The following is an 18,791-nucleotide window of genomic DNA, read 5'->3' as shown; positions in this document are numbered from 1 at the left end:
CCGGTCGAGACAAGCGATGGTGGACATGGTTGAGATCGCCGACGGTCCCGTGAGGAACGGGACCGCGACCGCTTCGGGCGTGGACGAGCTGGACCTGCGCCGGCTCCTCGCCGGGCTCACGGCCGTGCGCGACGGCGACTTCGGCACCCGCCTGCCCGGTGAGGGCGACGGCCTGCTGCAGGAGATCGCCACGGTCTTCAACGGCATGGTGGACCAGCTCTCCCTGTTCACCTCCGAGGTGACGCGCGTCGCCCGCGAGGTCGGCACCGAGGGGCAGCTCGGCGGCCAGGCCGACGTGCCCGGCGTCTCGGGCACGTGGAAGGACCTCACCGACTCGGTCAACGCCATGGCGGGCAACCTCACCGGCCAGGTGCGCTCCATCGCCCAGGTCACCACCGCGGTGGCCAAGGGCGACCTCTCGCAGAAGATCACCGTGGACGCCCGCGGCGAGATCCTGGAGCTGAAGAACACCATCAACACGATGGTCGACCAGCTGTCCTCCTTCGCCGACGAGGTCACCCGGGTGGCCCGCGAGGTCGGCACCGAGGGCAACCTCGGCGGCCAGGCCGACGTCAAGGGCGTCTCCGGCACCTGGCGCGACCTCACCGACTCGGTGAACTACATGGCGGGCAACCTCACCGACCAGGTCCGCAACATCTCCCAGGTGGCCACCGCCGTGGCCCGCGGCGACCTCTCCCAGCGGATCACGGTCTCGGCGCGCGGTGAGATCCTGGAGCTGAAGAACACCATCAACACGATGGTCGACCAGCTGTCCTCCTTCGCCGACGAGGTCACCCGGGTGGCCCGCGAGGTCGGCACCGAGGGCCGGCTGGGCGGCCAGGCCGACGTCAAGGGCGTATCCGGCACCTGGAAGGCGCTCACCGAGTCGGTGAACGTGATGGCCGACAACCTCACCGCCCAGGTCCGCAGCATCGCCGAGGTGACCACGGCGGTGGCCAAGGGCGACCTGTCGCAGAAGATCCGGGTGGACGCGCGCGGCGAGATCCTGGAGCTGAAGGAGACCATCAACACGATGGTCGACCAGCTGTCGGCCTTCGCCGACGAGGTCACCCGGGTGGCCCGCGAGGTCGGCACCGAGGGCAACCTCGGCGGCCAGGCGACCGTCCGCGGGGTCTCCGGCACCTGGAAGGACCTCACCGACAACGTCAACGTCATGGCCTCCAACCTGACCAGCCAGGTGCGCTCCATCGCCCAGGTGGCCACGGCGGTCGCCCGCGGCGACCTCTCCCAGAAGATCACCGTCGAGGCCAAGGGCGAGGTCGCCGCGCTGGCGCAGACCATCAACACGATGGTCGACACGCTCAGCGCCTTCGCCGACGAGGTCACCCGGGTGGCCCGCGAGGTCGGCACCGAGGGGCAGCTGGGCGGCCAGGCCCGCGTGCCCAACGTGGCCGGGACGTGGAAGGACCTCACCGACAACGTCAACTCCATGGCCGACAACCTGACCAGCCAGGTGCGCTCCATCGCCCAGGTCACCACCGCGGTCGCCCAGGGCGACCTGAACAAGAAGATCGACGTGGACGCCCGGGGCGAGATCCTGGCGCTGAAGACGACGATCAACACGATGGTCGACCAGCTCTCGTCCTTCGCCGCGGAGGTCACCCGGGTGGCCCGGGAGGTCGGCAGCGAGGGCCGGCTGGGCGGCCAGGCCGAGGTCGAGGGCGTCTCGGGCACCTGGAAGCGGCTGACGGAGAACGTCAACGAGCTGGCGGGCAACCTGACCCGCCAGGTCCGCGCGATCGCCGAGGTGACCAGCGCCGTGACCTCGGGCGACCTGACCCGCTCGATCACCGTCGACGCCGAGGGCGAGCTCGCCGACCTCAAGGACAACATCAACTCGATGGTGAAGTCCCTGCGCGAGACCACCCTGGCCAACCAGGAGCAGGACTGGCTCAAGTCCAACCTGGCGCGCATCTCCGGGCTGATGCAGGGCCACCGGGACCTGGCCGTCGTGGCCGAGCTGGTGATGAACGAGCTGGCCCCGCTGGTCTCCGCCCAGTACGGCACGTTCCTGCTGGCCGAGGAGGGTCCGGCGGGACCCGAGCTGCAGGTGGTCGGGACCTACGGCCACCGGGAGACCGCCCGCCGCCACGGCTTCGGCGACTCGCTGGTCGGGCAGGCCGCGCTCGCCCGGCGCCCCATCCTCGCCGAGGACGTCTCCGCCGGCTACATCACCGTCTCCTCCAGCCTCGGCGGGGCCGCGCCGGTCAACCTGATCGTGCTGCCGATCGTCTTCGAGGACCAGGTGCTCGGCGTGATCGAGCTGGCCAGTCTCAACCGCTTCACCCAGGTGCACCGGGCCTTCCTGGAGATGCTGGTGGAGACCATCGGCGTCAACGTCAACACCATCGTCGCCAACGCCCGCACCGACGCCCTGCTGACCGAGTCGCAGCGGCTGGCCACCGAGCTCCAGGTCCGCCAGGAGGAGCTGCAGCGCTCCAACGCCGAGCTGGAGGACAAGGCTGAGCTGCTGGCCCGGCAGAACCACGACATCGAGACGAAGAACCGGGAGATCGAGCAGGCGCGCCAGGAGCTGGAGGACCGGGCCCAGCAGCTCGCCCTGGCCTCCAAGTACAAGAGCGAGTTCCTGGCCAACATGAGCCACGAGCTCCGCACCCCGCTCAACTCGCTGCTCATCCTGGCCCAGCTGCTGGCCCAGAACCCCACCCGCAACCTCACCGCCAAGCAGGTCGAGTACGCCAACGTCATCCATTCGGCCGGCACCGACCTGCTCCAGCTGATCAACGACATCCTCGACCTGTCCAAGATCGAGGCGGGGAAGATGAACCTCAGCCTGGAGCCGCTGCCGCTGCGGCAGCTCCTGGACTACGTCGAGGCGACCTTCCGCCCGCTGACCACGGAGAAGGGTCTCAGGTTCGACGTCACCGTCGACTCCGACGTGCCCGCCGAGCTGCTCGTCGACGAGCAGCGCCTCCGGCAGGTGCTGCGGAACCTGCTGTCCAACGCGGTGAAGTTCACCGAGGAGGGCTCGGTCGGGCTGCGCATCGAGCGCGCCGCCGGGGTGGAGCTGCCCGGCGCGGAAGGCCAGGATGTGATCGTCTTCCACGTGGTGGACACCGGCATCGGCATCGCCGAGGAGAACCTCTCGCAGATCTTCGACGCGTTCCAGCAGGCCGACGGGACCACCAGCCGCAGGTACGGCGGGACCGGGCTGGGGCTGTCCATCAGCCGGGAGATCGCCGCGCTGTTCAACGGCGAGATCCGCGCGGTCAGCTCCGTCGGCAAGGGCAGCACCTTCACCCTCTACCTGCCGCTTCCGGAGAACGCGACCGCCGCGGCGGGCCGCGCCGGCGCCGCCGCGGCGCCGCCGAGCGCCCCGGCCGAATCCGTCCGGTTCGCCGGGGAGGCCGAGCGTCCGGGCGGCGGGGACGTGCGCCGCCTGCTCGTCGTGGAGTCCCGCGTCAACGGGCTCCTGTCCCAGCTGGCCGAGAGCGTGGTGGCGGACCTGCCCGAGACGCACGGGCAGGTCCGGGTGTCCACCACGGACGACCCGGCCACCGCCCTGGCGGCGCTGGCCCGGGAGGACCACCACTGCATCGTGCTCGACCTGGGCATGCGGCAGGACGCCGCGGCGGAGTTCCTGCGCGGGCTCGACCGGAGCCCGGCGCTGCGCGGGGTGCCGGTGCTCGCCCACCACAGCCGCACGCTCTCGCGCCCGCAGGAGGACCTGCTCCAGGGGCGTTCGGCCACCCAGCCGCTGGAGCGCCTGCCCAGCCTCGACGAGCTGCGCGAACGCATCACCCTGCACCTGTCGGCGCAGCAGCCCGGCGACGTGCTCCCCCTGGTCCAGTCCAGCCCGGACGTCCGCCCCCAGGAGCCCGGCGAGCCGGACACGGCCCTGTCGACCCGAAAGGTCCTGGTCGTCGACGACGACGTCCGCAACGTGTTCGCGCTGACCAACATCCTGGAGCTGCACGGCATGCAGGTGCTCTACGCCGAGAACGGGCGCAAGGGCATCGAGGTGCTGTCCCGCAACGAGGACGTCGACCTGGTGCTGATGGACATCATGATGCCGGAGATGGACGGCTACGCGGCCACCGCGGCCATCCGGAAGATGCCGCGCTTCGCGGACCTGCCGATCATCGCGGTGACCGCCAAGGCGATGCAGGGCGACCGGGAGAAGGCGCTGGCGGCGGGGGCGACCGACTACGTGACCAAGCCGGTCGACGCCGAGGACCTGCTCACGCGCATGCAGCGCTGGGTCGGCGTGTGAGCCGGCCGCCGGTGGACGGGGCCGGCGCACTACACCGGCCGGCCGGCGGGCCCGGCGGCCGGTGAGCGCGGCGGCCGGTGAGCGGGGCGGCCGGTGAGCGGGGAGGGAGCCCGCCCCGCGCCGTTTCCCCTGTGTCCGCACGCCGTTCATCCGGGTGCTGGACACTGCCCCGATCAGGTGGTCTGCCGGTGAGGAGTGCGGATGGACGGACCGGCCGGCGGGCCCGGTCAGGGTGACGGCGGGCGGCGGGGCCGGCGGCTCGCCGAGGTGGCCGCCGTCTTCCTGAAGCTGGGCGTGATCGGGTTCGGCGGGCCGGCCGCGCACATCGCGATGATGCGCGAGGAGCTGGTACGGCGGCGCGGCTGGGTCTCCGACGAGCGCTTCGTCGACCTGATGGGCGCGACCAACCTCATCCCCGGCCCGAACTCCACCGAGCTGGCCATCCACCTCGGCCACGAGCGGGCCCGCGGGAAGGGGCTGGTCGTGGCCGGGGTCTGCTTCATCCTCCCGGCGTTCGCCGTCGTGCTCGCCCTGGTCTGGGCGTACGTCCGCCACGGGCGGGCCCCGGCGGTCGAGGGGCTGCTCTACGGGATCAAGCCCGTGGTCGTGGCGATCGTGGTGTGGGCCCTGGTCGGCCTGCTGCGGACCGCGGTCAAGGGCCCGCTGACGGCGGCCGCCGCCGCGGCCGCGTTCGCGGCCTACCTGCTCGGGGCCGACGAGCTCCTGGTGCTGGCGGCCGGCGGGGTGCTCGTCATGGCCGTGCGCACCCTGCCGGTCCGCCCGCCGGGCGGCGGGCGGACCGGCCTCGGCGGGATCGCCCTGCTGCCCGCGGGGCCGTACTTCCCCGACCCGACCGGCGGCCAGCTCGCGCAGCTCTTCCTGACCTTCCTGAAGATCGGCTCGGTGCTGTACGGCAGCGGCTACGTGCTGCTGGCCTTCCTGGAGGGCGACTTCGCGGAGCGGCTCGGATGGATCACCCGGACGCAGCTGCTCGACGCCGTCTCCATCGGGCAGGTCACCCCCGGGCCGGTCTTCACCACCGCGACCTTCCTCGGATACGTGATCGCCGGGCTGCCCGGCGCGGTCCTGGCGACCGTGGCGATCTTCGCGCCCTCGTTCGCCTTCGTCGCCCTGCTGACCCGGATCGTCGACCGCATCCGCGACCGCGTCTGGTCCTCGGCGTTCCTGGACGGGGTCAACGCGACGGCGCTGGCCCTGATGGCGGGGGTCACGGTCGAGCTGGCGGGCGAGGCGTTCGTCGACCCGCTCACCGTCGGCCTGGCCGGGGCGGCCCTGCTCCTGCAGTGGCGCACCAGGCTCAACACCGCCTGGTTCATCGCCGCCGCCGCCGCGGTCGGCCTGGTCCACGCGCTCGTCACCGGATGACGCCGCGGGCTCACGACTCCCGCCACAGGCGCCCCTCGGCCGCGAGCGGATCGCAGGCGACACCCCCGGGGTCGTCGAAGACCCGGACCGGTCCGCCGGGCCCGCCGTACGGCGGCCAGCCGGGATCGCCGGTGGCCGCGAACCCCGTCCAGGCCGCGTGCATGGCGCGGGCCAGGCCGGGCGGGGGCGCGGGCCCGCACACGCGCTCCACCCCCTCCGCGTCCAGGTCGTCGAAGACGAACGGCAGGTCCACGCAGTGGCCGGCCCCGACGGCGCCGCCGCGCGCGGGCGAGCGCCAGCGGAACTCGTAGGCGTGGACGGACCTGCCGGCGGCCGCGCAGGCCCGGGCCAGGCGCAGGGCCGGCACCCGGAAGAGCCGGTCGGTCAGGATCTGCCCGAGCACCTCGGGGCCGGCGGGCAGCCGCTCCTCGTAGAACCGCCGGGCGTCGGGGCCGGCGCCGAGCGCGCGCAGGGCGTCGCCGTACTCCCGCTCGCCGAGGGGGCCGGGCCGTGAGCGCACCAGCGCGTTGAACTCCTCCCGGGTGGTGCCGACGAGCAGCGCGGCCGGGTGGGCCGAGCCGTCGCGGATCATGTCGTACGGGCTGCGCGCCACGATCTCGCCGTCGTTGACCGGGTTGAACCCCTTGGGTCCCGGTCCGAAGACCGCGCCGAGGGGCCCGGGATCCGGCTCGCCCGAGCCGAGCGAGCGGTACGCCGCGGCGAGCTCCGCCGGGGTGAACGCCGAGAACGCCTCGCGCGTGGGCGGCGCGCCGAGGCGGCGGGCGAGCGCGCGGGCCGCCTCCCGGGCGGGCTCGACCGGCTCCCAGGTCACCGATCCGCCGCTCATGTCGATCACGCGGTGCAGGAGCCCGGCGGCGGCGGGCGCCGCGAGCAGGGTCACGCTCGCCTGGCCGCCGGCGGACTGCCCGCCGACGGTCACGTCGCCGGGGTCGCCGCCGAAGGCGGCGATGTTGTCGTGGACCCAGGTGAGCGCCCGGATCCAGTCGAGCACGCCGAGGTTGGCCGGGGCGTCGTCCAGGGGCAGGAACCCCTCCACGCCCAGGCGGTAGTTGATCGCGACGAACACCAGGCCGTCTCGGGCGAAGGAGGCGCCGCGGTACCACGGGCCGGCGTTGCCGCCCATGTTGAAGGCCCCGCCGTGGATCCACACCAGCACCGGCAGTCCGGCGGCCCCGGGGTCGGGCGTGCGGACGTTGAGGTTGAGGAAGCCGTCGCCCTCGACGAGCGGTTCGGGCACGTCGCCCGCGCCGTCCTGCGGCTGGGGGGCGGTCGGCCCGCAGGTCCGGCAGGACCGCACCCCGTCCCAGCGCGGCGGGGGGACCGGGGGCGCGAAGCGCAGCGCGCCGACGGGGGGTGCGGCGTAGGGCACGCCGAGGAACTCGGCCACCCCGCCGCTCCAGCGCCCGCGCACCCGCCCGCTCGTGGTCACCGCCTGGGGGTCCATGCCCGCTGTCTACCCGCCCGGCGGGCGGCGGATCAGTTCGGGGCGGTGACGGGTTCCTCTCCCGCGGGGGACCTCCCGGCCGCGGGGGCTCCGTCCGGCACGCGGAGCCCGTCCGCTGCGAGGGGCGCCTCCACCGCGGCCGGACGCTCCTCCACGAAGGTCGCGGAGGGCACCGGGGGAACGAACGATGCGAGGTCCTCCCGCGCGAGCGGCCGGTGCCCCGGCACCGCGACCGGGACGCCCGTTCCGGCCCGGCGGGCGGCCACTTTACGCTCGATCAGGTCCAGGATCGGGTCCCGCAGGTCCACGTGGCCGAACCCGCCGAAGGCGGGGAAGGAGTTGGTCTCCAGGATGACCGGGCCGCTGCGGCCGCGCAGCAGGTCGGCGCTCATCAGGTCGAGCCCCGCCGCGCGGGCCGTACGCTCCACGACGGCCACCTCCTCGTCGGTGAGGGCCACCGGGCGGCACACGTCCCCCGGCCCGTTGGAGCGGAAATCTCCCGGCCGGCCCGTCTGCTCGACCGCGGCGACGAACCTCCCGCCGACGACGACCACCCGGTGGTTGCGCCCGGCCGCCTCGGCGACGAACCGCTGGACGAGCAGCGGCCTCCCCCGGCCCCGGATCGACTCCGCCCTGGCGATCAGGTCGTCCTCCCCTCCGGCGAGGGCGACCTCCGAGCCCCGCGCCCCGTCCGGCTGCTTGAGCACGACGGGGTAGCCGTAGGCCCGGGCGAAGATCCTGAGCTCGCGGTCCCCCGGGCAGAAGGCGGTGGCGGGCGTCGGGACGCCGCAGGCGGCCAGGCGCACGTGCGTGGCGAACTTGTCGGCCGAGCGCAGCACGGCGGCGGTGGAGTTCAGGTGCGCGATCCCGTCCTCCACCGCGCCGAGGACGGTGAGGCCCGGCAGCGCGTCGGTGGACAGCTGGTGGATGATCCCGTCCACCGCCAGCGGGAGCCCGCCGGCGCAGAGCCTCGGTCCCCGATCGTCGAGGGCCACGCTCAGTTCGTGCCAGGAGACGACGAGCGGCAGGTGCCCCCGCTGCCGCGCCCCCTCCTCCAGATACTTGATGTCATCGTTCGCGGGACCTTCGCCAATTATGATCAACAAGCGGAGTCCCGAACCGTTCACCCCGTTTTTCATACTCTATGTAGTTCCCTGATTACATAAAGTCACTCATTGTCGGGCATGGACCCTTTTCTCCTGCGGAAAACCTGTTGACGAGGTGCTTAGCCTTAACGGGCCCTTCACCGTCCGTGGTGACCGGCGTCAACCGAGACCCGTGAGGAGCGTGCTGCCTGACGATGTCCCCCGAACCTCCGGATACCGCCGCCCCCCAGCCGGAAACCGCGACCCGGCGGCCACGACCCCGCAACCGGCCCCTCGCCGGGATGCGCTCGCTGTGGCGGATGAAGTCCTATCTCCGCCCCTACTCCACCCGCCTGGCCGTCATCTGGGCGGCCTCCTTCCTCGGAACCGGGATCGGGATCGTCATCCCGCTCGTCGGCAGGGAGGTCGTCGACGGCCCCGTCGCCCGGGGCGACGACTCGGGCCTGCTCCCCCTGGCGCTGCTCGCCCTCGCGCTGGGCGCGGTCGAGGCGCTGCTCATCCTGGTGCGCCGCTGGCTGCTGGCCGACGCCGTCATCGGCCTGGAGACCCGGATCCGCGACGACCTCTACCGGCACCTGCAGCGGTTGCCGATGGCCTTCCACGGAGCCTGGCAGTCCGGCCAGCTGCTCTCGCGCGCGACGACCGACCTGTCGACGATCCGGCGGTTCCTCGGCTTCGGCATGCTCTTCCTCGTGCTGATCACCGTGCAGATCCTCACGGTGACCGTCCTGCTGCTGCAGATGTACTGGCCGCTCGGCCTGCTGGTCGCCGCGTCGGCGGTGCCGGTCGTGGTCACCTCGCTGCGCTTCGAGCGCCGCTACATCGACGTCTCGCGCCGGGTGCAGGACCAGCAGGGCGACCTGGCCACCGTCGTCGAGGAGTCGGCGGCCGGCATCCGCACGATCAAGGCCTTCGGCCGCGGCCGCCACGTCTACGGCGCCTTCGACGCCGGGGCCGGCGAGGTCTACCGGACCGCGATGGAGAAGGTGCGGCTCTCGGCCAGGTTCTTCACCTTCCTGGAGGTGATCCCGAACGTCACCCTCGCCGCCGTGCTGCTGCTCGGCGCGCTGGCGGTCGGCTCGGGCGCGCTGTCGCTGGGCACGCTGGTGGCCTTCACCACGCTCATGCTCCAGCTGGTGTGGCCCATCTCGGCCCTCGGCTTCATCCTGGCGATGGCGCAGGAGGCGATGACCGCGGCGGACCGGGTGATGGAGGTCCTGGACGTCGAGCCCGCCATCGTCGGGGGCGTCCGGACGGTCGGGCGGCCGAGCGGGCACCTGCGCTTCGAGGGCGTGGAGTTCCGTTTCCCGGGCGCCGCGGAGCCGGTGCTGCGCGACGTCTGGCTGGAGGTGCGGCCGGGTGAGACGGTCGCGGTCGTGGGCGCGACGGGCTCGGGCAAGACCACGCTGACCGCTCTGGTCCCCCGGCTGCACGACGTCACCGCGGGCCGGGTCACGATCGACGGCCACGACGTGCGCGACCTGTCGCTGCCCGCGCTGCGCTCGATGGTCGCCACCGCCTTCGAGGAGCCGACCCTGTTCTCCATGAGCGTCCGGGAGAACCTCACGCTCGGGCGGCCGGACGCCACAGAGGAGGAGGTCGAGGCGGCCCTGCGGGTCGCCCAGGCGGAGTTCGTCCACCGGCTGCCGTGGGGGCTGGAGACCAGGATCGGCGAGCAGGGCATGTCCCTGTCCGGCGGCCAGCGCCAGCGCCTCGCCCTGGCCCGCGCGGTGCTGTCCCGGCCGCGGGTCCTCGTGCTGGACGACACCCTCTCGGCGCTCGACGTCGAGACCGAGGCCCTGGTGGAGGAGGCCCTCCGGCACGTGCTGCGGGACACCACCGGGATCGTGGTCGCGCACCGCGCCTCCACCGTGCTGCTCGCCGACCGGGTCGCCCTGCTGTCCGGCGGCACGATCGCGCACGTCGGCCGCCACCAGGAGCTGATGGCGGCCGTGCCGGAGTACCGCGCGCTGCTCTCCGCCGACCTGGAGGAGGACCCGGGCGGGCGGGCCGGTCTCGATGACGACTTCGACGACGACGTGGACGCGGAGGGGGCACTGCGATGAGCGGACAGGACACGGCGGACCCGGCAGGCACGGCGCACCCGGCCCGCGCGACGGACCCGGCAGGCACGGCGCACCCGGCCCGCGCGACGGACCCGGCAGGCACGACGGACCCGGCCCGCGCGACGAGTACGGCGGGCACCGTGGGCGCCGCGGGCACGGTGCGGGACTGGCGCGGCGTCGCCTCGGAGGACCGGGACGAGATCCCGGAGCAGGTGTCGCTCCTGCTCCGGGACCGCTCCCGGCGGCTGCTCGGCGAGCTGCTCCGGCCGTACCGCAGGCGGATCGCGGTGCTGGTCGCGCTCATCGTGGTCGGCACCGCGGCCTCGCTCGCCATCCCCTACCTGGTCAAGGTGGGCATCGACGACGGCATCCCGCCCATGGTCGCGGGCGAGGGGCCGGCCGTGCTGGTGACGGTCGTCGCGGCGCTGCTGACCGCGGCGGTCGTGCAGGCGGTGACCCGGCAGGCGTTCCTCGGGATGTCCGGCCGGATCGGCCAGCGCATCATCCTGGAGCTGCGGCGGCGGGTCTTCCGCCACTTCCAGCGGCTGTCGCTGTCGTTCCACGACGACTACACCTCCGGACGGGTGGTCTCCCGGCTGACCTCCGACATCGACGCCATCTCCGAGATGCTGCAGTCGGGCTTCGACGGCCTCGTCACGGCCGTGCTGACCCTCGTCGGCACCGCGGTCGTGCTGCTCTTCCTGGACGTGCGCCTCGGGCTGGTCGCCCTCCTCCCGATGCCGGTCCTGCTGCTGTTCACCCGCTGGTTCCGGCGGCAGTCGAGCCTGGCCTACCGCCGGACCCGGGAGACCGTGGCGCTGGTGATCGTCCACTTCGTGGAGTCGATGACCGGCATCCGGGCGGTCCAGGCGTTCCGCGGGGAGCCCCGCAACCAGGAGATCTTCTCCCGGCTCAACGCCGACTACCGGGACGCCAACGTGCGGAGCATGCGCCTGATCGCGGTCTTCATGCCCGGCGTCAAGCTGATCGGGAACGTCACGACCGCCGCCGTGCTCTTCTACGGCGGCCTGCTGGCCTCCGGCGGCTCGGTGACGGTGGGCGTGCTCGCCGCGTTCCTGCTCTACCTGCGCCAGTTCTACGAGCCGATGCAGGAGATCAGCCAGTTCTACAACACCTTCCAGTCCGCCGGGGCGGCGCTGGAGAAGCTCTCCGGCGTGCTGGAGGAGCGGCCCGCGGTGGCCGAGCCGCGCGACCCGGTCCCGCTGGAGCGCCCGGCGGGCGCCATCCGGTTCGAGGGGGTGGAGTTCTCCTACCGGGACGGCACCCCGGTGCTGTCCCGGATGGACCTGGAGATCCCGGCGGGGCAGGTCGTGGCGCTGGTCGGCGCGACCGGGGCCGGCAAGACCACGCTGGCCAAGCTGGTCGCCAGGTTCTACGACCCGGTCTCCGGCCGCGTGCTGCTGGACGGGGTCGACCTGCGCGACCTCGGCGAGGACGCGCTGCGCGCCGCGGTGGTCGTGGTGACGCAGGAGAACTTCCTGTTCAGCGGCACGGTCGCGGACAACGTCAGGTTCGGCCGGCCGGACGCCACCATGGACGAGGTCGTCGAGGCCGCCCGGTCCGTCGGCGCCCACGACTTCGTCTCGGCGCTCCCCCAGGGCTACGACACGCCCGTCGGCAAGCAGGGCGGGCGGCTGTCGGCGGGGCAGCGGCAGCTGGTGGCGTTCGCCCGCGCCTTCCTCGCCGACCCTGCCGTGCTGGTCCTGGACGAGGCGACCTCCAGCCTGGACGTCCCCGGCGAGCGGCTGGTGCAGCGGGCCATGCGGACGATCCTGTCGGGCCGGACCGCCCTGGTCATCGCGCACCGGCTGTCGACCATCGAGACCGCCGACCGGGTGCTCGTGATGGACGGCGGGGCGATCGTGGAGGACGGCCCGCCGGAGGTGCTCATCGCGCGGGCCGGCCGCTTCGCCGGCCTGCACCGGGCCTGGCTGGACAGCATCAGCGAGGATCAGGCGTCACCCGGCGGTGACCGCTGGTAGGAAGGACGGGGACCTGGTCCGAACCCCGCAGGCTGCAGGGTGCGGGGTCGGGCCAGGAGGCCGTGGCCCCGCCGGTGAGCCGGACGGGTCCCACCGCCCGGCTCACCGCAGAACGGCCCGGCTCAGCATCACCCGGCAGTACCACCAGAACGCGAGGGACAGGACGCCGACGCCGATGTCGAACAGGCTCATCGACGGCCCGAGGATGTCCCACCGGTCCCGGAAGGCGAACGTGAGGATCAGCAGCACCAGCTGAGCCAGCGCGGTCGTCAGGGCCAGCGGCACCGCCCGGCGGGAGCGCAGGATCGAAGCCGTCGCCGAGGCGAGGCCTCCGACGATGTTGAGGGTCCACAGGACGCCGAGAGCGAACGGATAGTCGGCGAAGTAGCCGATCTGGGGCTCGGCGTAGCCCTGGGCGGCCAGGTAGTCCGGGTTCAGCGTGAGCGTGAGCACCTGGTCCCGCGCACCGCCGATGTAGAGCGCGAGCATGAACAGCCCGGCGACCCACAGATGCCATGGTGCGCGGCTCCGCCGAGGATTCCCCGCTGTGGTCGGGACGGCGTCTTCACGCATCGTCGTTCCGGTCCTTCCGCGCGTCGAGCACGGTCTCGGCGAGGTGGACGAAGTCGTCGTTGCGCAGCACCGCGATACCGCGCCCCACATCCGCCAGCAGCAGCAACGTGTCTCCGGGAACGATCCCGAACATGTCCCGCATGTCCTTAGGGATGACGATCTGGCCGCGATCCCCGACTTTCGCCGTCCCGGCGAGCTTCCCTGGTGGTGGCGGTGGCGTCAATTCGGCTCCATGTGCACCCGTTCCTATTTTTCACACATTTCCCACTGTACGCGCCGAATTTTCGGCGCGGCCGCGGGCTTTCGAGAGGACCGCGGCCGGCCCGTCCCTCGACATCTGTGGGTTCTCACTTGACCTGTCGTACCGCTACCTACCTGACCTGCGGTTCGCCACCTCGATCCCGTGGATCGCCGCGCGCCGTTTCTCATTTGAAGTGGCGGATTTCCGGGAAGGGCAACCGCAGGTCAGGGTTCGCGTGATGCCGTTGCCAGAGCTCAACACGCATCTCGGCGTGACTTTTACGATGACGCCTGACCCAGTGACGGAGCGGGTCGTCTCTGATGTAGGGGTTGAGCAGCTTCTGAGCGAAGATGTCCGGCTGGCCAAGCCGACGGCCAACGTAGCGGTAGAACATGCCGAGTTGCGCATTGCAATCGACCATGGCGACGTGACGGCGCCAAGCGAGATCGCCGATGATCCCGGCCAGATCGACAGCCTCGGGAAAGAGCACGACATCAGGAACAGGATGGAACGGATAACGCAGGCCCAGCAGGATCCGGGTGGCCGGGATGTCGCCTCGCAGCCGCTCCCCTCTATGCCAGGCCCAACTGAGACGAACAGGGATTAACTTCCTAAATAGGACTTAATAGGGCGAGAATGGATATGAAACGCAGCGACCATGACCAGCCATGACCTCCAGCCGAGCGGGAACGCCGACGGAGCGGACCTGCTCATAGCCGGTAGCCATCAGGAAGGTCGAGGCGCGGCCGTAGCTCTTCATCCTGGTGATGTAGTAACGGGGTTCCGGGTGGGCGAGCTGGTCAGCGCGCACCGGCGGCTTCTCCAGCACGTAACGCATGCCGCGTCAGGGCACCGGTAATCCCTGCGGGCGGGACCGGGACGGAAGTCCCACCGGCCGCAAGACCTTGGAGACGTGGACACGAGCCGTACGGCTCTGCGGAAAGGGCGGGGCCAGCCGATGTACTGGGTGACGTAACAGAGAAAAGAAAGCGGAACAGGAGCCAGTCATGGCCGTCATCCACGGACGCAAGCCGGTCAACGGCCACGTCACCACCCCCATCACCACCCCCGCCGTACAGGACCGTACCCCCGTCGTCTACGCCTGGGCCGCCGCCCGTATCGCTCTGGGCTGGGTGTTCCTGTGGGCCTTCGTCGACAAGATGTTCGGCCTCGGCTTCGCCACCCCCGCCGCCAAGGCGTGGGTCAACGGAGGCAGCCCGACCACCGGCTTCCTCAAGGGCAGCGGCGAGAACGCCCTCGGCGGCTTCTTCAGCGGCCTGGCCGGGCAGGCCTGGGTGGACTGGCTGTTCATGCTCGGCCTGCTCGGCGTCGGCGCCGCCCTCATCCTCGGCGCGGGCCTGCGGATCGCGGCCGGCGCGGGCGCGACGATGATGCTGCTGATGTGGGCGGCCCAGCTGCCGCTGGAGACCAACCCGTTCATGGACGACCACATCGTCTACGCCATCGTCCTGATCGGCCTGGCCGCCGCCCACGCTGGCGACACCCTGGGCATCGGCGCCCGGTGGGGCAAGACCGCCCTGGTCAAGCGATTCCCCATCCTGAAGTGACCGCCCGCACCACGCCCGTCCCCTGAAAGACCGGGGGCGGGCGTTCGCTTTTTTCGGAAAGGGCCGCCGTGCGGCGGGAGCCTCGGGCGAGACCGGGAGACCGATCGGAAAGCACGTCGGAGATGTCATGGGCCCCATGGCATCCGGGGTGGGGACCAAATCCCCTAGATGATCAAGAAAGATGCGGGAAGAGTCGGATTCATGGAGAAACTGCAGCGGATCGACGCGTACTGGAGAGCGGCCAACTACCTTTCGGTGGGGCAGATCTATCTGCTGGACAACCCCCTGCTCACCGAACCCCTGGCCGCCGGGCATGTCAAACCGCGCCTGCTCGGGCACTGGGGCACCACACCGGGACTGAACTTCTGCTTCGCCCACTTGAACCAGGTCATCATCGAGCGTGACCAGGAGATGATCTACATTGCCGGTCCCGGGCACGGTGGCCCCGCCGCGGTCGCGCACGCCTGGTTGGAGGGCTCCTACACCGACAAATACCCCGACATTCCGCAGGACGCGGCCGGGATGCGCCAGTTGTTCCGGCAGTTCTCCTTCCCCGGCGGCGTGCCCAGCCACGTCGCTCCCGAGACCCCCGGCTCCATCCACGAGGGCGGCGAGCTGGGATACGCCCTGGCCCACGCCTACGGCGCGGCCTTCGACAATCCGAACCTGGTGGTGGCCTGCATCGTCGGAGACGGCGAGGCCGAGACCGGACCACTGGCCGCCAGCTGGCACTCCAACAAGTTCCTCGACCCCTACCGGGACGGCGTCGTCCTGCCCATCCTGCACCTCAACGGCTACAAAATCGCCAACCCGACGGTGCTGGCCCGCATCCCCGAAGAAGAACTCCTCAAGCTCATGGAGGGCTACGGCTACCGCCCGCACATCGTCTCCGGCGACGACCCCGCCGTCATGCACGAGCTCATGCAGAACACGCTGAGCACGGTCTTCGACCAGATCGCCGAGTTCAAGGACGGCCGTGCCGACCGCCTGCCGATGATCATCCTGCGGTCGCCCAAGGGCTGGACCGGGCCCCGCGAGGTCGACGGCGTGCCGGTGGAGGGGACCTGGCGCTCCCACCAGGTCCCCCTGTCCAACGTCCGCGGCAACGACGAATACCGCCGCCTGCTCGAAGAGTGGATGCGCTCCTACCGGCCCGAGGAGCTCTTCGACGCCGACGGCCGCCCGCTGCCGGAGATCCTGCAACTGGTGCCCGAGGGTCCGCGCCGGATGAGTGCCAGCCCGCACGCCAACGGCGGGGAAATCCTGCGCCCGCTGGCGATCCCGGATTTCCGCACCTACGCCGTGGAGGTCAAGGCCCCGGCCGCGCAACTGACCGAGCCCACCCGCGTGCTCGGCGCGTTCCTGCGCGACGTCATGGCCGCCAACCCGCAGACCTTCCGCTTGATGGGCCCGGACGAGACCGCCTCCAACCGGCTCGGCGCGGTCTTCGAGACCACCGGCCGTGCCTGGAACGCCGAGATCCTGCCGACCGACACCGGCCTGGCCGCCGGCGGCCGCGTCATGGAGGTGCTGTCGGAGCACCTGTGCCAGGGCTGGCTGGAGGGCTACCTGCTGACCGGCCGCCACGGCCTGTTCAACTGCTACGAGGCCTTCATCCACATCGTCGACGCCATGTTCAACCAGCACGCCAAGTGGTTGCAGGCCTCCAAGAAGATCCCCTGGCGCCGCCCCGTCGCCTCGCTCAACTACCTGCTCTCCTCCCACGTCTGGCGCCAGGACCACAACGGCTTCAGCCACCAGGACCCCGGCTTCCTCGACGTCGTGGTCAACAAGAAGGCCGACGTGGTGCGCGTCTACCTGCCGCCGGACGCCAACACCCTGCTCTCGGTCGGCGACCACTGCCTGCGCTCCCACGACTACGTCAACGTCGTCGTCGCGGGCAAGCAACCCGTCCTGGACCTGTTCACCATGGACGAGGCGATCGTGCACTGCACCCGCGGCCTGGGCATCATCGAATGGGCCAGCAACGACGCCGGAGGCGAGCCCGACGTCGTCCTGGCCTGCGCCGGCGACGTGCCGACCCTGGAGACCCTCGCCGCCGTCGAGCTGCTCCGCCGCCACCTGCCCGACCTCAAGGTCAGGGTCATCAACGTGGTGGACCTGATGCGCCTGCAGCAGCCCACCGAGCACCCGCACGGCATGCCCGACGCCGAGTTCAACGCCTTGTTCACCACCGACAAGCCGGTCATCTTCAACTTCCACGGCTACCCCTGGCTCATCCACCGCCTCACCTACCGCCGCAGCGGCCACCACAACATCCATGTGCGCGGCTACAAGGAGGAAGGCACCACCACCACCCCCTTCGACATGGCCATGCTCAACGACATCGACCGCTACCACCTGGTCATGGACGTCATCGACCGCGTCCCCGGCCTGGGCACCCGCGCCGCCCACCTGCGCCAGCAGATGTCCGACGCCCGCCTGCGCGCCCGCGCCCACACCCGCGAGCACGGCGAAGACCTCCCCGAGATCCGCGACTGGACCTGGACGCAGTGAACGACAGCAGCCTCTCCGACTACGCCCTGCGGATGGTCGGTCGCGGGAGCTGACTTCTCCTCGACCGGGGCGAGACGAGTCCGGGGAGATGGGGCATCGTGACCCCTGTCCGGCTTATGCGGAGACCTGCGGCTGGAGCGGCTGGGAGTTGGAGGAAGGCCTTCCCTTCGGCTCCCAGCCGCAGCTGCGCGCTGGGACGCGTCGTAACGGTCTGCTTGGTCTCATCGTCGTTTGCGTGTTTATGGCTGCCTCGTCCCGCTCGACAGCTTCCCCGGCAGCATGGCCGGGTCACGGCATTTCGTGCCGTCAGGGACGTGTGCCCACGCCTCCGTGGAGTGTTTTTCAGGTCAACGGCTATTCGGAGGCGTGGAGGCCGCCCATCTTTGACGGTGGTAGACGGGCTGCAGGTCCAAGGTCATTTTCACGGTGCGGAACGCTGGCCCGGCCTCCAGACCGGCGTTCCGCGTAATTCCGAAGCCTGGGTCGCCGCCGAGAGCCAGACCGTCAGCAAGATCTTCGACTCTTGCTTGCAGGAACTCAGCACCCGCGTCGCACCGGCATGCGTAGCCGTCTGACAGTCACCGACCGTGGCCACAGCCGCAGGAATCGTCTTTGGCGATGTAGGCCTCTACAGGGTAGATCGCATCGTCGCCCGTATGGAGATGGCGATCACCTACCGCTTCGGACCTCGCCGCCTCATGTGGCGTCGGTGGACGCTGGTCTGCCCTGGGCCCTGTGGAGTCGCGTTTCTGGATTGTCATGCCACGATGGTCATGTTCTCGAACTCTATCGGGGTCAGCATGTCGAGGCTGCTGTGCCGCCGGAAGACCGGCGGCGCACCCGGCACCATCGCCCGCGTAGCCGACCAACTCGGCGTGTACCGTAAGGCCCTGCGCGGCTGAGTGCGCCAGGCCGAGATCGACGACGGGCAGCGGCGCGGCACCTCCACCAGCGACGCCCAGAAGATCGCCGAACTGGAGCGCCCTCGACGTACTACGCCGCCAAGACCCGCCCGCCGTCAGCGCGGTGTGCCGCACCGGCGATCGTGGACGGTGCCGGGCGTCCGTCCCGGATCAGGAATAGGCCTCGACCCGGCGGCCGGAGATCTGCTCTACCGGGAGCACGATGTAGTGGTCCTGGTGCTCCGGCCGCTGCCCGTCCCGGGGCGTCCAGGGCGCCAGGGGCAGGTGGGCCAGCCGGCTGAACTCCTCGCGGCCCTCCTGCACGGCGCGTGCGTGCCCGATGACGGTCACCGACCAGCCGGTCCGGCCAGCCGGGTCGAACGCGTCGGCCTCCAGGGCTACGACCGCATCGCGCACCGCGGCCGCCAGCTTGGACCCGGCCCTGGTGCGGATCACCAGCCGTTCTCCGTCCAGCGCGTAGTTGACCGGCTGGATGGCCGGCAGCGCGCGGTCGGTGAAGACGATGCGCCCCAGCGGCGCCGAGGCGAGCAGTTGCATGCATTCGGCCCGTGAGAGCACCCGCAGGCCCGTGGAATCGACTTTCATGTCTCCAGCATCGGCCTGGCCACTCCCCTTCACCAGGGACGAAGGTCTCCCCGCTCGCCGCGTTCGGCCTTGAGCCGGGTGACCAGAGCCGCGGCCTGGGTAC

Annotated in this window: 14 protein-coding genes; 8 read left to right on the top strand and 6 right to left on the bottom strand. The window is 71.3% G+C overall.

Translation table 11 applies throughout. The features are described from left to right. The first annotated feature begins 16 nt into the window (after window positions 1-16). A complete protein-coding gene (locus IEZ06_RS21845) occupies window positions 17-4,255 on the top strand; it encodes a HAMP domain-containing protein (RefSeq protein WP_444544041.1) in 4,239 nt (1,412 codons plus the stop codon). A 201-nt stretch (window positions 4,256-4,456) separates the two neighbouring features. Beyond that, the gene (gene chrA / locus IEZ06_RS21840; protein WP_189238562.1) at window positions 4,457-5,641 is read left to right on the top strand and encodes a chromate efflux transporter; all 1,185 of its coding nucleotides are present in this window, start codon (window positions 4,457-4,459) and stop codon (window positions 5,639-5,641) included. A gap of 10 nt (window positions 5,642-5,651) precedes the next feature. Here chrA and IEZ06_RS21835 read toward each other — a convergent pair whose 3' ends face one another. Together IEZ06_RS21835 and IEZ06_RS21830 are read right to left on the bottom strand one after the other, a co-directional pair. Next, window positions 5,652-7,106 (bottom strand): carboxylesterase/lipase family protein, encoded by a 1,455-nt coding sequence (locus IEZ06_RS21835; protein ID WP_189238561.1) that lies wholly within the window; start codon window positions 7,104-7,106, stop codon window positions 5,652-5,654. Between the two features lie 32 nt (window positions 7,107-7,138). Then, window positions 7,139-8,212, bottom strand: coding sequence for an ATP-grasp domain-containing protein (locus IEZ06_RS21830; RefSeq protein WP_189238560.1), 1,074 nt, complete (start codon window positions 8,210-8,212; stop codon window positions 7,139-7,141). Between the two features lie 299 nt (window positions 8,213-8,511). On the opposite strand from IEZ06_RS21830, the gene IEZ06_RS21825 reads away from it, so the two are divergent. Beyond that, window positions 8,512-10,278: an ABC transporter ATP-binding protein gene (locus IEZ06_RS21825; protein WP_189238559.1), complete on the top strand. Its 1,767-nt coding sequence runs from the start codon at window positions 8,512-8,514 to the stop codon at window positions 10,276-10,278. Further along, window positions 10,275-12,281, top strand: a complete 2,007-nt coding sequence (locus IEZ06_RS21820) for an ABC transporter ATP-binding protein (RefSeq protein WP_203872066.1) — start codon at window positions 10,275-10,277, stop codon at window positions 12,279-12,281. The genes IEZ06_RS21825 and IEZ06_RS21820 overlap by 4 nt, the downstream gene beginning before the upstream one ends. Window positions 12,282-12,383: 102 nt before the next feature. Here the strand turns inward: IEZ06_RS21820 and IEZ06_RS21815 are convergent, their stop codons facing one another. After that, window positions 12,384-12,854: a hypothetical protein gene (locus tag IEZ06_RS21815; protein WP_189238558.1), complete on the bottom strand. Its 471-nt coding sequence runs from the start codon at window positions 12,852-12,854 to the stop codon at window positions 12,384-12,386. Beyond that, window positions 12,847-12,987 (bottom strand): hypothetical protein, encoded by a 141-nt coding sequence (locus IEZ06_RS36505; protein WP_373293905.1) that lies wholly within the window; start codon window positions 12,985-12,987, stop codon window positions 12,847-12,849. Before IEZ06_RS36505 ends, IEZ06_RS21815 begins: the two co-directional genes overlap by 8 nt. On the opposite strand from IEZ06_RS36505, the gene IEZ06_RS21805 reads away from it, so the two are divergent. Continuing rightward, the gene (locus IEZ06_RS21805) at window positions 12,986-13,702 is read left to right on the top strand and encodes a hypothetical protein (protein WP_189238646.1); all 717 of its coding nucleotides are present in this window, start codon (window positions 12,986-12,988) and stop codon (window positions 13,700-13,702) included. The genes IEZ06_RS36505 and IEZ06_RS21805 overlap by 2 nt on opposite strands. Before the next feature lie 15 nt (window positions 13,703-13,717). Here IEZ06_RS21805 and IEZ06_RS21800 read toward each other — a convergent pair whose 3' ends face one another. Then, on the bottom strand, window positions 13,718-13,933 hold the full coding sequence (locus IEZ06_RS21800) for a hypothetical protein (RefSeq protein WP_189238645.1): 216 nt from the start codon (window positions 13,931-13,933) through the stop codon (window positions 13,718-13,720). 169 nt (window positions 13,934-14,102) lie between these two features. On the opposite strand from IEZ06_RS21800, the gene IEZ06_RS21795 reads away from it, so the two are divergent. The 3 genes from IEZ06_RS21795 (at window position 14,103) to IEZ06_RS21785 (ending at window position 18,082) form a co-directional block, all read left to right on the top strand. Beyond that, entirely contained in the window at window positions 14,103-14,663 is a 561-nt protein-coding gene (locus IEZ06_RS21795) for a DoxX family membrane protein (protein WP_189238556.1), read from the top strand. Window positions 14,664-14,864: 201 nt separating this feature from the next. Beyond that, a complete protein-coding gene (locus IEZ06_RS21790) occupies window positions 14,865-17,180 on the top strand; it encodes a phosphoketolase family protein (protein WP_189238555.1) in 2,316 nt (771 codons plus the stop codon). 656 nt (window positions 17,181-17,836) lie between these two features. Continuing rightward, window positions 17,837-18,082, top strand: a complete 246-nt coding sequence (locus IEZ06_RS21785) for a hypothetical protein (RefSeq protein ID WP_189238554.1) — start codon at window positions 17,837-17,839, stop codon at window positions 18,080-18,082. Window positions 18,083-18,253: 171 nt separating this feature from the next. On the opposite strand, the gene IEZ06_RS21780 is transcribed toward IEZ06_RS21785, so the two are convergent. After that, on the bottom strand, window positions 18,254-18,688 hold the full coding sequence (locus IEZ06_RS21780; protein ID WP_189238553.1) for a pyridoxamine 5'-phosphate oxidase family protein: 435 nt from the start codon (window positions 18,686-18,688) through the stop codon (window positions 18,254-18,256). Between the last annotated feature and the right edge of the window lie 103 nt (window positions 18,689-18,791).

This window comes from Planomonospora antibiotica (genome assembly GCF_014647955.1).
GTDB classification, from domain to species: Bacteria; Actinomycetota; Actinomycetes; order Streptosporangiales; family Streptosporangiaceae; genus Planomonospora; species Planomonospora parontospora.
The sequence above is the reverse complement of the archived record's forward strand: the minus strand, read 5'-3'. Positions and strand labels throughout refer to the sequence as shown.

Coding starts and splice junctions, on each gene's coding strand:
- IEZ06_RS21845 (WP_444544041.1), top strand. CDS start 17: ATGGTGGACATGGTTGAGATCGCCGACGGTCCCGTGAGGAACGGGACC.
- chrA (WP_189238562.1), top strand. CDS start 4,457: ATGGACGGACCGGCCGGCGGGCCCGGTCAGGGTGACGGCGGGCGGCGG.
- IEZ06_RS21835 (WP_189238561.1), bottom strand. CDS start 7,106: ATGGACCCCCAGGCGGTGACCACGAGCGGGCGGGTGCGCGGGCGCTGG.
- IEZ06_RS21825 (WP_189238559.1), top strand. CDS start 8,512: ATGAAGTCCTATCTCCGCCCCTACTCCACCCGCCTGGCCGTCATCTGG.
- IEZ06_RS21820 (WP_203872066.1), top strand. CDS start 10,275: ATGAGCGGACAGGACACGGCGGACCCGGCAGGCACGGCGCACCCGGCC.
- IEZ06_RS21815 (WP_189238558.1), bottom strand. CDS start 12,854: ATGCGTGAAGACGCCGTCCCGACCACAGCGGGGAATCCTCGGCGGAGC.
- IEZ06_RS21805 (WP_189238646.1), top strand. CDS start 12,986: ATGTCCCGCATGTCCTTAGGGATGACGATCTGGCCGCGATCCCCGACT.
- IEZ06_RS36505 (WP_373293905.1), bottom strand. CDS start 12,987: ATGTTCGGGATCGTTCCCGGAGACACGTTGCTGCTGCTGGCGGATGTG.
- IEZ06_RS21800 (WP_189238645.1), bottom strand. CDS start 13,933: ATGCGTTACGTGCTGGAGAAGCCGCCGGTGCGCGCTGACCAGCTCGCC.
- IEZ06_RS21795 (WP_189238556.1), top strand. CDS start 14,103: ATGGCCGTCATCCACGGACGCAAGCCGGTCAACGGCCACGTCACCACC.
- IEZ06_RS21790 (WP_189238555.1), top strand. CDS start 14,865: ATGGAGAAACTGCAGCGGATCGACGCGTACTGGAGAGCGGCCAACTAC.
- IEZ06_RS21785 (WP_189238554.1), top strand. CDS start 17,837: ATGGAGATGGCGATCACCTACCGCTTCGGACCTCGCCGCCTCATGTGG.
- IEZ06_RS21780 (WP_189238553.1), bottom strand. CDS start 18,688: ATGAAAGTCGATTCCACGGGCCTGCGGGTGCTCTCACGGGCCGAATGC.